The 13,052-nt window shown below is 47.5% G+C and carries 11 protein-coding genes; 4 read left to right on the top strand and 7 right to left on the bottom strand.

Annotated features, from left to right (window positions below):
- Positions 1–33: 33 nt before the first annotated feature.
- A complete protein-coding gene (locus G8759_RS21265; protein WP_167212089.1) occupies positions 34–1,404 on the bottom strand; it encodes a glycoside hydrolase family 88/105 protein in 1,371 nt (456 codons plus the stop codon).
- Positions 1,405–1,704: 300 nt separating this feature from the next.
- Here G8759_RS21265 and G8759_RS21260 point away from each other — a divergent pair, with 300 nt between their 5' ends.
- Entirely contained in the window at positions 1,705–2,511 is an 807-nt protein-coding gene (locus G8759_RS21260; RefSeq protein ID WP_167212086.1) for a GNAT family N-acetyltransferase, read from the top strand.
- Between the two features lie 37 nt (positions 2,512–2,548).
- On the opposite strand, the gene G8759_RS21255 is transcribed toward G8759_RS21260, so the two are convergent.
- Entirely contained in the window at positions 2,549–3,547 is a 999-nt protein-coding gene (locus tag G8759_RS21255; protein ID WP_167212083.1) for an SMP-30/gluconolactonase/LRE family protein, read from the bottom strand.
- Between the two features lie 223 nt (positions 3,548–3,770).
- Between G8759_RS21255 and G8759_RS21250 the strand changes: the two genes are divergently transcribed.
- On the top strand, positions 3,771–4,253 hold the full coding sequence (locus G8759_RS21250; protein WP_167212080.1) for an ankyrin repeat domain-containing protein: 483 nt from the start codon (positions 3,771–3,773) through the stop codon (positions 4,251–4,253).
- 74 nt (positions 4,254–4,327) lie between these two features.
- Here G8759_RS21250 and G8759_RS21245 read toward each other — a convergent pair whose 3' ends face one another.
- The 4 genes from G8759_RS21245 to G8759_RS21230 form a co-directional block, all read right to left on the bottom strand.
- Positions 4,328–5,044: an SDR family oxidoreductase gene (locus G8759_RS21245; RefSeq protein ID WP_167212077.1), complete on the bottom strand. Its 717-nt coding sequence runs from the start codon at positions 5,042–5,044 to the stop codon at positions 4,328–4,330.
- Positions 5,045–5,165: 121 nt separating this feature from the next.
- Positions 5,166–6,440, bottom strand: coding sequence for a PQQ-dependent sugar dehydrogenase (locus tag G8759_RS21240; RefSeq protein WP_167212074.1), 1,275 nt, complete (start codon positions 6,438–6,440; stop codon positions 5,166–5,168).
- A 281-nt stretch (positions 6,441–6,721) separates the two neighbouring features.
- Positions 6,722–7,510, bottom strand: coding sequence for an alpha/beta hydrolase (locus G8759_RS21235; protein WP_167212071.1), 789 nt, complete (start codon positions 7,508–7,510; stop codon positions 6,722–6,724).
- 135 nt (positions 7,511–7,645) lie between these two features.
- Positions 7,646–8,233, bottom strand: coding sequence for a Crp/Fnr family transcriptional regulator (locus G8759_RS21230; RefSeq protein ID WP_167212068.1), 588 nt, complete (start codon positions 8,231–8,233; stop codon positions 7,646–7,648).
- A gap of 284 nt (positions 8,234–8,517) precedes the next feature.
- Between G8759_RS21230 and G8759_RS21225 the strand changes: the two genes are divergently transcribed.
- The gene (locus tag G8759_RS21225; RefSeq protein ID WP_167212065.1) at positions 8,518–9,270 is read left to right on the top strand and encodes a hypothetical protein; all 753 of its coding nucleotides are present in this window, start codon (positions 8,518–8,520) and stop codon (positions 9,268–9,270) included.
- A gap of 105 nt (positions 9,271–9,375) precedes the next feature.
- Here G8759_RS21225 and G8759_RS21220 read toward each other — a convergent pair whose 3' ends face one another.
- Complete coding sequence (locus G8759_RS21220) at positions 9,376–12,330, bottom strand: glycosyltransferase family 117 protein (RefSeq protein ID WP_167212062.1); 2,955 nt, start codon at positions 12,328–12,330, stop codon at positions 9,376–9,378.
- A gap of 256 nt (positions 12,331–12,586) precedes the next feature.
- Between G8759_RS21220 and G8759_RS21215 the strand changes: the two genes are divergently transcribed.
- Positions 12,587–13,045 carry a GNAT family N-acetyltransferase gene (locus G8759_RS21215; protein ID WP_167212059.1) on the top strand — a complete coding sequence of 153 codons (459 nt, stop codon included), beginning with the start codon at positions 12,587–12,589 and terminating at the stop codon, positions 13,043–13,045.
- The last annotated feature ends 7 nt before the right edge of the window (positions 13,046–13,052 follow it).

Raw genomic sequence — 13,052 nt, 5'->3', positions numbered from 1 at the left:
AATTGGTCTTTTTTTGGATACTAATTAGCCTGATTACTTTTTTTGGGTTAGCTGTAGCGAACTGTCGTTAATCTCGAAAGTTTTCTTTTTGATCAGATTTATCACTTCAGCGCCAGCGAGCAATACAGGCCCGTAGCCATGTGCAGCGTACAGATTAATGGGCCGGTGATAATAAAACGCCGGATCGAATCCCATACCGGTTCCTACACAGGTGCCATCGACCTGCCCTTTGTCGGTAACCTTGGTAGCAACGGCGTTCCAGCCAAGCAACGCCATCGGCGCGTACGCCAGTGGATCGAGCCAGCCCCGGTTGATGGCTCTGGCAATGGAATAAACGTAAATCGCTGTGGCCGATGTTTCTAAATAGGAGTCGTTACGATCCAGCAACTGATGCCAGAAGCCCGAACCCGACTGGCAGGCCGCCAATCCACGGGCATGAGCACGTAATAACTCAAGCATGGCAGCGCGACCCGGATGATTTTCTGGTAGAACGTCCAGCAATTCAACGGCCGTCATGATTCCCCAACCATTCGCTCTCGCCCAGTGAAACTCGGGGTGTACGGTCATTCCTTCGACCCAGCCGTGCATATACAGCCCTTTCTCCTTGTTAAACATCCGTTTGGAGAATTGGACTACCTGTTTAACGGCCTCATCATAGTAGGCCCGTTCGCCAGTGAGTTTGCCCATCTGCGCCAGAGCCGGAACGCTCATGAACAGGTCATCTAGCCAGAGCGTATTTGGTTGCGGACGATTGCGGGCCAGCGTTCCATCGGGCAGCCGAAATTCCTTTTTGGTAATGTAGTCGATATAGGTATTGATCTGGGGCCGAAGATCAGTTTTGACGCCACCGGCACGAGCCGCTTTGATCATGGCCGCACACATAGCCCCTGCATCATCGAGCGCGTGTGGAGCCAGCATGGGCCGCAGAGAGGTATTGGCTTTTGGATCGGCCTTCACCTGATCGCGAAAATACGGAATCAGGCTAGCTAGAAATGCCAGCCGCTTGTTGGTGTACTCGGCATAACGGGAATCACCGGTAGCTTCGCTCGCCAGTAACATACCTGCATACGTAACGCCCCATTCGTAACTGGTCAACCGAAAGTCGCCCGGTTTGATGACCGCATTGGGATTGAAGGTTGTCAGATTGGTTATCTCCTGACCGCTCTGACGGTCAATTAGTTGGGTTGGTGTATTGGCCTCCAGATACTCATAAACACGGTTTATAACTTTCGTTACGTCGTCAACGCGAGGCTGCCCGTATGGAACCGGGTAGTCGGGCTGGAGCAGATGAAGGGGTGTTGTCGAATCATTCGCTTTAGGAGGAGTGGCCTGTCCAACAACCAGTGTTGACGTAATCAGTGCACTAAGCAGGGTGGCCGTAGATCGTTTAGCGAGTCTGGTCATGGAATCAATCAGAAATATGAGTATAAATACTTGCCGGTACTTTTGAGTAGCTTACCTAAAAGCCCGATTGAGCGAGTAGATACTGTGCACTATCGATGCTGCTCATGCAGAATTTATACCTGTTCAGCCGCAAATTCCAACAATTCAGGAAATATCGTAATGCTTGCATAGATTTTCTTCTCAAAATTTGGGCTTTTCACAGGGCTCAGACGCGTGCCACGGTTGTTAGCAAAAGCATCAATGACCGTGGCACGCGTCTGAGCCCTGTGAAAAGCCTGGAATATCAGCCTGCTAAATTGTATGGATCAGTCAATTAATGCGATCGTTCGTAGGAATTTCATCGCCAAAGCGACCTATTTTGCCCGATTGCTTCCAGGTATGCATGTTGATGATATAGAGGCATATACGGTGGTTGATTGCGGATTGCCTAGTGATACGTTCAATGTCATTATTCCTAAAACTACAAAGCTTACGTCATTAGCTGATCTTTTTGAAAACAGGGTAAGCGAGTTTAGCCGGAAACGATTTCCACTGGCATTATGGTGTTGGGATGAACTATTCAATCCTGAACTGGCAACGTTACTTCATCATTATGATCTGGTTCGTGATGAAACCAACGTGGCGATGTGGCTAAATTTAGATGCCCGCCCAATTAAGCCGCTTAAAAACAGTCAGTTGCTTATTCGGTCACTACAATCACCGGAGGAGTATGACCAGTTTGCGGACGTGATTGCCGAACTCTTCGGCGATTCGCCGGAAGCCGACCAGATTCGGCAATATTACCAACTCATCAGTCGTGTACATGTGCCAACGCAGCCCATGCATTTTTATCTGGGTGTGTATGAGGGGAAGATTGTGACAACTGGAACGCTGTTTCTAGATGATGAATCAGCGGGTATCTATGACATTGCTACCCGGCCCGACTGGCGCGGTCATGGATTTGGATCGCATATGTTTGATTACCTGCTTGGGGAAGCCCACCGTCAATCAGCCCGGCAAGTAGTTTTGCAGGCATCGACCGATGGGCTGGGAATCTATAAACGGGCTGGATTTGTAGAAGTAGGTACCGTACAGGTTTTTGGTACAGTAGCTGAAACGCTGCGGTAAATTGGTGACTGGAAACCAGATGATTATCCTGACTAAATCAATCCAGTGCCAGAACGAGTAGGGTTGGTTTTTGTGCCGGATAATTCGGGACTGGCTTACCCGCATTATCGAATGCATCCCACTGACTGTTGGCAATGAAATAAAACTGTGATCCAGCCACGACTCCTAAAGTTGGTTCAGTCATGAGCGGATGACCTGCAATCAACGTGTCTACCCGATCAATGACGTTAGCTGTTTGGGATAGGTAGAGTCGAATAACTTTATAGGGTTTCGACCGATTCTGAATCGCTATAAGGCTGTTTTTGTAATAATACAGACCATCTATACCGCTCAGATCGGCTCCGGCTGGCCAGATAAGTTTCCTTACCTGTTTGGTTGCCAGATTGATCGCCAGCGGCCCTCGCCGATAATCGGCAACGTACAGCGTTTGTTCATCCTCTGACAGGGCTAATCCCTGCAGGGAGTAAAACAGACTATCCGTTAAAAAGCGTGTTACCGTTTGTTCTCCGGCAACCAGTCGATAAAGCGAAGGCGTTCGGCTATCTGTGCTGTAAACGGTTCCGTTTTTAGTTATGGTCAGGTCGCCTAGCAGATGCGGTTTTCCATCCGAAGGGACGATATAAGTGTGCAAAAGCCGTTTGGTTTTCAAATCATATGCGACAAGTGATGACTGCCCATCAGTTGACGCCGTACTCCCAATTGCCTGCGGTAACGTTGAACTGCAAGCCCAAAGAACTCCTTGGATACCGTCTACTTTCATACCGAAAATGCCCCCCAGACTATCAGTGGGAAAGGAAAATGGTTTTTCTCCTGCCTGCTGATTGTAGCTAATAATTTTACGCTTATGGACACTTCCCACGTAAAACGTTCCTGTGCTGGCGTCATAGGCAACGCCCTCGGTAATAAGTCCCGTTTCCGTTAACTGGAATGCAATTTTATCCGTTTTGTTCGTGAGGTCCTGTGCCTGGCTCGATTGGGTCAAAATCAATTGCACAAGAACATAGAGAATCTTGCTTAAGCGGAAAAAGTAGGGCATAGGCCTGTCATTTGAATCAGTACAAAATGGATAGTTTGCTTAATGATTGTTTTTTAGATAATTTTCTAAAGGTAAGCGAATTAGGCTTGCTTTAGAATACCTCTTTGCCCCATTTTATTGCTAAAAGTCGCTTGTTCACCGAGTCGTTTAAAACACAATAGCCCCTATAGCTGGTTATGTTTTCAGCACGCAGCATGGTTCAACAACTCAACGCTCTATCAGGATGACTTTTTATTCAGCCCGACCCGAAGATCTCTTTTTTGACGCTGCCCGCAAGGGCGATGTCGCCTACATAAAGCAATTGATCGATGATCAGATCGATGTGAATTTGCAGGACGGCAAAGGCTTTACACCATTAATTGTAGCTGCCTATGATGGGCACATTGAGGCTACCAGAACATTGCTGGAGGCAGGTGCCGATGTGAATGTTCAGGATGTTAGTGGAAATACGGCCTTGATGGGTGTATCGTTTAAAGGATACGCTGAAATTGCCCGGATGTTGATTGAAAACGGTGCCGACCTCAACAGCCAAAACGGGAATGGAGGTACTGCATTGATGTTTGCTACGTTGTTTGGTCGGAATCAATTGGTGAAGCTGTTAATCGACTACGGAGCGGATGCATCAATTCGGGACATCCGGGGGCTGACTGCACTCGATCTGGCAATACAACAGGGCAACGAAGAAGCCCTGCAACTCCTACAATGAGTAGTGATCAGGTAACGGGAACGTATGGCGTTTGCCTTGCCTCTACCTGTTACCTGATCTTCATTAGATGGCATTTATTTACCCCCAGGTCGACTCGGTCTGACCTCAATCTTGCTGGGCAAAGTACGGGCGGGCATCCGGATCAGATCAACGACAAGTTGACCAATATCTTCGGGCTGGATTTTCCAGGCATCTTTTTCGCTAGGCTGGTGATTATCGAAATAGGTAGCCACCGAACCTGGCATTATGGTTGTTACTTTGATACCTTCGCTACGCAGGTCTAGCATGATGGCCTGCGAAAATCCGACTAAACCGAACTTACTGGCATTATAGGCGGCCCCTTTCTCGAAGAAATTTGTTCCGGCCAGACTCGAAATAGTAATAAAGTAACCTTCTGTTTTTTTCAACGCATCGATCGTTGCTTTGGCTGTATAAAACACGCCAGTCAGATTAATGTCGATCGTTTCCTGCCATTGCTCGGGCGTTAAGTCCTGAATGGGCGCGAAATGTCCGACGCCAGCATTGGCGATAACGTAATCGAGTTGATTCCATTCTGCCAGAATAGCCTCAACGGCCTTCTTCTGAGAAGCAAAATCGCGCACGTCGGCAGCAATCCCAATTGCGCTACCGGGTTTAAGTTGATTGAGTGAATCCGCAGCCGAAAGGGCACTTTCTTCCGATCGACTGGTAATTGCAACCTTGATATTCTGTTGAATCAGTGCTTCGGCAATGCCATATCCGATTCCCTTGGAGCCGCCTGTGATCAGGGCGGTTTTTATACTATCTGCCATGAATGAGTTGAGTTAAACAAACTGACTTGTTAACTCCGGTGCAGATTCGAAGGTTTCATCGGCTTAGTTATACGAGAGCACAGAATGTAAAAAAGCAACGATAACAAGCATAATTGTACATTCATTCTCCGAGACGTAACTGGGCACCACCCGCAAACAAAACCCGCCCGCCAACCTGGTAACTTACGCGCAGAGTCTGACCAGTTTGGTTCATAGAAACCGTAACGGCGTGACGCACAGTTGTTTTGTCGGCAGACGTTGGGATTCTGCCACATGACCAGACCGAAGTGTCGTGCCAGTTGCCGTCTTTCAGGCTCTGGCAGATGTTGTTAGCGGTGTAAATAATTTCATACAATGTTCCAGTTCCCCGGCTCAGGTAATATAAATTGCCGTCAATCCCTGCTGTTAGACCTACCGAGAACCCAGGAAGACCAGCGGCTAACGTTAACCGGACCGGTGCAGGACCTGATAAGTCCAGCATGTTTATCCAGTTATTGCAAAAGTCCTGATAAAAGTACCGACCGACATAGGAAGCGGGATAAGTTGCTTCGGGTGGGTTATAAAAAACGCCCCCCGTTATGGCACAGCCATTTTCGTTTCCGGTGGCAGCATGGGGATACATAAAAACAGGATTAGTAAAAGCCGGATTACTACTAGTCCCCTCTGCTGTAGGCCACCCAAAATTCAGCCCTCCCATACTGGCATCGTTGATTTCTTCCCAGGTTTCCTGCCCAACATCATTGACGAAAAAACGACCCGTTACGGGTTGAACAGCCAACGTGTAGGGATTACGCAGCCCATACGCCCAGATTCGTTTTCTGGCTTCCGAGCCGGTTGTAAACGGATTTCCGGTAGGTACGCTTCCGTCCTTGTTGATTCGTAAAACTTTTCCTAAATAATTATCCAGATACTGGGAGTTACCTGGATTGGCATTTTCACCAACGCCAATGTACAATTTTCCGTCAGCGCCAAAAACCATCGATCCCCCATTATGGTTTGTTGCGCCACTGAGCGCATCCAGCTCCAGAAGTATCAATTCACTGCCAGACAGCGCTACATCACCACTGGCAGTGAAACGACTGATCCGGTTATGAACGGTAACCGTACCGCTGGTTGGAACCGTATAGTACAGATATACGTGTTGATTAGTAGTAAAATCAGGGTCAAAGGCAATACCTAACAAGCCCCGCTCACCATTGGCATCAACCGTAAGTTGTACGAAAGGTGTTGGCATCAGACTCCCGTTTTTAACGACCCGCAGTTGACCGCTCTGCTGGGCGACAAAAATTCGCCCATCGGGTGAAAAAGCCGCAATCGTTGGAGCGTTTAGACCCGTAGCAACAGCCACCTGGGTGAAATTCGCTGGAAACGACTGGGCAAATGCCTGTGTTACCATGAAAGAGCAGACAAAAACAACCTGTACGCAAAATCTTGTTAAGATGAGACTATGGTTTCGCTGTTGCAATCTGTTCATGGCATTCGCAGTTTTTATCTGTTAAGCGAAAGTTTAGAAAGAATTGAATTGACTGTTAATATTAGCGCGGTATCGTCTATAAAGTATAGGTTGATCGGCCAATAAAACATTCTAATGTTGTTGAATTCAAGACAGAGGCACAAAGAGAACAGAGATAATACTCCGCCCCTTTGTGCCTTTGTCTTGAATTCAACGCTATTTATTTACGCATTTTTAGCCAACCACTCCAGAATATAATCGGCATCCTCTTTCCAGGTAGGTTGTCCAACTACAAAGTGATTGCGTCCTTCAAACTCTTTGTATTCCAGTACCGAACCATTCTGTTCGTAAGCCTTGAAATTCCGTTTATTCAGGTGGGGCGGTATGATGTTATCGATACTGCCCGACGTTAGGAGCAGGGGGGGATGTTGTTTCTCAAAATCCACATGAGCGGCACTGGTCAGGCCTCCTCTGGCCACCGTTTTTGATTCGGGAATCGTATTTTCTTCATAGGCTTTCTCCTGATCTTCCAGAGACATCTCGTTGACAAATGCATACTGCCAATCTTCAAAAGACATTAAGTACGTTTCATCAAGGGATGTAAATAACCCAAGCGCCTTCCAGCCCGCTTTCAGAAACGAAAACTCATAGGGAATAACACCCTGTGGCGGAACCGAGTGAATCGCGACCCCTGCAACGCCCAAATCCCGATTGATTAGAATCTGGGTAATCAATCCACCCAGCGAATGGCCGATGATGATTGGTTTTTCGGGAAGCGCTTTAACAATGTCCGCATAATGATCGACCAGATGAGACAGGGTTAAAGCCGCCAGATCGGTGTCGTTCGGCTGCCTGGCCCGCAACTCGGCAGCCGTACCATCTTTATACGGCCACGGCGGTGCAAGGGTTGTATACCCTTTGCTTTCAAAATAGGTTTGCCAATCCTTCCAGCCATGATGCGTGACAAAGGCTCCGGTTACAAATACAATGGTCTTGGTTTTACTGGTTTCCATGATTCAAGGGGGTAAATGGTTTATAAAAAGAGAAACTTACGATACTGCTGCACTAGAGCACTGTTTATCTGCTCATTGAACGGGACAAAAGTCAACAAGTGTGCTGACAAGAATATTAACCCAGGTTAAAATCGGTTACCGAACCGATAATCTTTTCCTAATACGGCTTAACGAAGGCCCCTGAATGCCAAGGTACGATGATATATGATAGAGCGGAATGGCCTGGAAAATATCAGGATGCTGTTCGATAAGATCCAGATACCGTTGTTCAGGTGTTTGAAAAAGAAAATCCTCTGTTCGGGTCATGGCGATATTGAAAGCCCGTTCGGCAACTAATCGGCCAAATCGCTCCCACTGGTGTGAGCGCTGATATAGCTCAAGCAGGTGATTGATATGAATGTATAGAATCGTGGAATCGACCATGGATTCCGTATAATAATTGCAGGGCGTCTGATTAATAAAACTCTTGTACGAAACGACAACCTGGTTTGTCGAAAAAAAGAAAACGTTCTTTTCTTCGCCGGTTTTATCGTTTATGCAATAGGCTCTGAAAATGCCATTGAGAATAAAGCCGAGGTGCTTGCAAACGTTTTTGTATTCATTATAAAATTCGCCTTTCTGGTATGTTCTTTTTTGCCAGTAGGGAATAGAGAGGGCAAAGGACTCTTCATCTATTTCAGCAAAGGCGTTCAGTGCGTGGCCTAATACACCAAGTTCGGTCATGCAGTAGGTTAAGTTTCAGCAGATGAATACGATAAAAAAGAGAGTTAAGCGAATTAAGCGATAAAAACGCTGAAATTCATAGAATTAGGCCTTTTTCCTAAATGTCTTTCGATTACTCCCGTTTGGAGAGCTGTGAAGTAGCGAATAAAAGCCAACCGGTAAGCCACTCATCCGTGAAATACCTTCCAATATCAGCGAAGTAGTACGATAGACGAATTTGCCCTGCTATGAGGTCATGCGGTCTATAACTTGCGACCGATTTGCTCTATCATACTCCTTGATCAATGAAACAACTTCTTATACTAACCCTTCTGTCTTGTGGTTTTTTCCTAACGGCCGAGGCTCAGATCGATACCATCAACACCGCTAGTCTGAAACTGAATAGGGCGGCTTTTAAAGAAGCCAAACGCTCCTACGCAGTGTTTTTTGAAGATAGTACCGGCAAACGATTAACCTCCGCCGACATCTGGGACCGGACCATTCGATTCGGCAAATCAGCTACCGGCCAGAAAATCTATGAGTTTGACTGGACATGGTTTCAGAAAGATTCGTTGCTCGCGCATGTTACGGCAACGGGTTTACTGTCGTCGCTGGCACCGTTAACGCATGAGGCTACCTTTACGAAGCGTGGGAGCCGCAACTTTGTCTTTACCGGGAACACCGTCACCATTCCTCCCGCCAACCGACGAACGGCCAAAGACAGCACATTCAACGTTGTCATGAATCCGCCAGCTTTTGAGTTCCCGATGGACCTGGAAATTCTGCCGCTCCTGCCGTTTAAGAAAATAGGTCAGGAGTTTGCGCTGGCTTTTTATGAGCCAGGGGCCCCAACCTCAAATTACTACCGCCTGACAGTAACCGGGAAGGAAGAGTTGCCGATTAGCGGCATGACTAAAATCAATTGCTGGCTGCTGAAAATAGATTATGGGCAACAGGGCGCTTTTGCAACCTTCTGGATTTCCGATCAATCGAGGGAAGTGATCAAAATGCGGGAGTATTTTAGGGGTCGCTATCGCTATAAAGTGAAGCTGTATTAGCTTTCAGAACGTAGCCTAATTCATCGCGAATTGATCGTCGGAAGTCAGGCTCCAAACAGGAGCCCGGTTGACTTTGCCCACCGGACTCCTGAATGCAATCAAGTACTAACCGCCAAAGGCAGTGAGATGCCGCTGGAAAATGGCTTCATACCTGGTAGCGGCTGTCTCCTGTCGGACTTCCTTGCAGGCTTCGACAATAGTTTGAAGCACGTATAGATCGCCCTGTGGACTGCCAAATTGCCCCTGCCCGCTTCGGGCATATGTGAGATTCTGGTCGGCGCGGGTGGCCATGGTATCGGCAATGGTCAGGGCTTCCTTCGTGTTATTTACGGCAAACAGAAACCGGACATAATTCGACGAAATCTGGTCGTAGGGAATGCTCTTGTCCGGCATAACTTTTAACGAATAATTGAGCACTTGACGGGCTTTGTCGGTTTTCCCTTCTCGAATCAGCTGATCGGCCAGCCGGAAGAACGCAATCCGGGCTGAGATCACGGGTGGACCTTTGTAGGTCTCGTCATAATATACGTTTGGGTTATCAAACTCCCGCCAGTAGGTTTTGTGCATCATATTGGTAAACATGATGTCGGAATTTACATAGCCATCCGTTGCTCCCGGAACGGCTACTGGCATTAACCGATACGTATAGCCTTCCAGCTGCATGTAATTTTTCATGTTCAGGTAATGATCGTTGGCCAGCGTGCTCGAGAAATAGATGGGGCGTTGCCAGTTATTTGTAGCAATCATATCGAGCATGACCAGATCAGGTTTGTACAGGTCTTTTTTGCCAATGGTCCACTGTAGAGTGTCTTTCATAAAGGGTCTCAGTGACGCAGGAACGAACTTTGCGTTATCGACAACCTTTTTGTCAATAGGCAGGAAGAGCACCGACGACGGTAAAATATTAGTCATATCCCCACTGGTCAGGGGGACCTGAATGGCCGGGCTATTTGTTTTGACCAGGTTGATATACTGCTTGAGATCAATGCCGTTTTTGACTCCTGGTACTTCATAGAAAGGTATAATATCATTTTTACCCTTGTTGAACTGATCGAACTCCAGCGACATGGGGACCGCATCTGACTCATACGTCTTTCGTTTCATCTGCTGGATGTACCACTCGGTGCCCAGAAGACTGAGGTTGCAGACCCGTATGTCGCGACGGAACCCTTCTACCTCCTGCACGTACCAGAGCGGAAAGGTATCGTTATCGCCCTCCGTAAACAGAATGGCATTGGGCGCACACGAATTGAGCATATTTTTAGCGAAATCAACTGAGTGGAAGCGGTGGTCGCGGTTGTGATTATCCCAGCTTTTCACGCACATGAGAACCGGAACCAGCAGGCACAGGCCCAAAACCAGTTCGTTGCGTACTGTGGCTGATTTCAGATAGGTCCGAATAACCTCGGCAACCGCCATGACACCTAACCCCAGCCAGATGGCAAAGAAATAGAACGAGCCAACGTAGATATAATCCCGTTCGCGTGGTTCCGACGGTGGAGAGTTGAGAAAAATTTGCAGACCAATACCCGTTATCAGGAACAATAATACAACGACCACCAAGTCGTGCCGTCGACGAACGTACTGAAAGACAATGCCGAAGAGGCCCAGCAGAAACGGCAGCATATAAAAATTGTCGCGGGCTTTGTTCGCTTTCAACAGGTTGGGCACGTTCTGGTCCGATGACCAGGGCAAAAGATAGCCTGCTCCCTCTTCGTCGCTTTCGCGCCCGGCAAAATTCCACATCAGGTATCGTCCCCACATGTGGCCTAACTGATAGGTAAACAGAAACTTCAGATTGTCGATCATGGTCGGTTTCTGCCCTTCGGCCAGCCCTAACATCTGTCGATAAAGCTGCGGATGGCTGAGCTGACTGCTGTATAGCCGAGGAAATAATAGTTCATCACCGAGGGCATAGATATACTCGGGCTGATAGTCGAAGATGACGTATTTATTGCCTTCTTTTTTCCACATTGGCGCTCCTTTTTTCTGATCGATGGGTCGGGCGGTAAATAAAGGTCCATAAAGCAGGGAGCGACTACCGTATTGTTCCCGCCCCTGATACGCCCGGAAATTGATCACATCGGATGGCGCATTTTCATTGATTGGCGGATTGAAGCTAGCCCGTACCAATACCTGTAGATACGACGTGTAACCAATTAGCAGGAACGCCAGGGCAAGGAGTGATGTATTCAGGGTTACCCATTTCCGGCGAATCGACCAGATAATGCCCGATGCCATACCCCCCAGCAGTAATACCGTGAAGAAAATGACACCCGAATTGAACGGTAGGCCAAAGGAATTAACGAACACTCGTTCGACGGTGAAAGCAAGCGCAGGCAACCCCGGAATCGACGCATTGATGATTCCCAGGGCAACCAGGCCAATACTCAGAGCCATTATACCTCCCCAGAAAGTAGGCTGGGGATATTTTTTGAAATAATAGATGAGAGCCAGTACGGGAAGGATGACCAGATTCAACAGGTGAACACCGATCGACAGGCCAATAAGATAAGCAATAAAAACCAGCCAACGATTGGCAGTTGCCTGATCGTCAATGCGTTCCCATTTGAAGGCTGCCCAGATGACAATGGCCGTAAAAAACGAGGACATGCTATATACTTCAGCTTCTACGGCAGAGAACCAGAAGGTATCGGAGAATGTATACGCTAAGGCTCCAATGGTACTGCTGCCAATGATCAGGGCGGTATCGGCGTTGGTATACTCATTTTCTGCTGTACCCATTAATTTCTGAGACAATAGCGTAATGGTCCAGAACAGGAACAGAATAGTGAACGCGCTGGCCAGTGCCGAGCCCATGTTGATCCAGTAGGCGACCTGAGTGAGATCACCCAGGGAAAGCATCGAGAAAATACGGCCCAGAAGTAGAAATAAAGGGGCTCCTGGCGGATGAGGAACCTGAAGTTTGAAGGACGAGGCAATGAATTCGCCACAGTCCCAGAAACTGGCTGTACGCTCAACGGTCATCGCATACGTAGTCAATGCGATAGCAAAAACGAGCCAGCCTGCGAGGATGTTCAATCGTTTAAATAACAGCATACCGATGTAGAATTAGCGAAATGTATTTGTGTAAGGTGCTGCCAAAACTACGGAAGATACTGCCCGACTGCGAGGCTACTACTGTTAAAGTTTGTTAATAATATCCTGTATATCAGTACATTGTTTTGTATCTCCTATGAAGCGAACATTTTTGAATTGTATGGGCGTCGAATAAATCTGAAATATATTATAGTATATGTGTGATGTAGTCTGAGGGTTTTTATGTTTTATTTGTATCATAAAATTTCTTCCTGCTATGACCATACGAATTGAATTAGAGCTAACTTCGTCGAGTGCTCAGATCTATCGGCTTGACTTATTGGATGACTATAACCAAACTGTTGGCTATGCCACTGGGGAGTTTAGACGTTATGCTGTGTGGTTTGATGGACAGCCTCACTTTTTTCTGGACCAACTGGTCATTCCCGATAAAGACAATCGACAGCAGGGATTCGGTAGTCAGTTAGTAAAAGCAGTAGAAGTCTTTGCTCGAAATCAGGGAGCTTACTGGATCAGAGGCCAGTTTGTGCCTTCGCAGTTTGCCAGTAGCCCGGCCGATGAACGGGCTTTAAGTACATTCTGGAACAAAAACGGGTATGGGCTAAAGCGGGAAATTTACGACAATTCAATCCGGTTCTGGAAGCCGCTTCGTTCGGCAACGAAGAGCCGACCCGTCGGCTCAGCATCAGCAGGCGTTCAGAAAACGGCGGGTTAATTCGACG

The organism is Spirosoma aureum, from assembly GCF_011604685.1.
GTDB classification, from domain to species: Bacteria; Bacteroidota; Bacteroidia; order Cytophagales; family Spirosomataceae; genus Spirosoma; species Spirosoma aureum.
The sequence above is the reverse complement of the archived record's forward strand: the minus strand, read 5'-3'. Positions and strand labels throughout refer to the sequence as shown.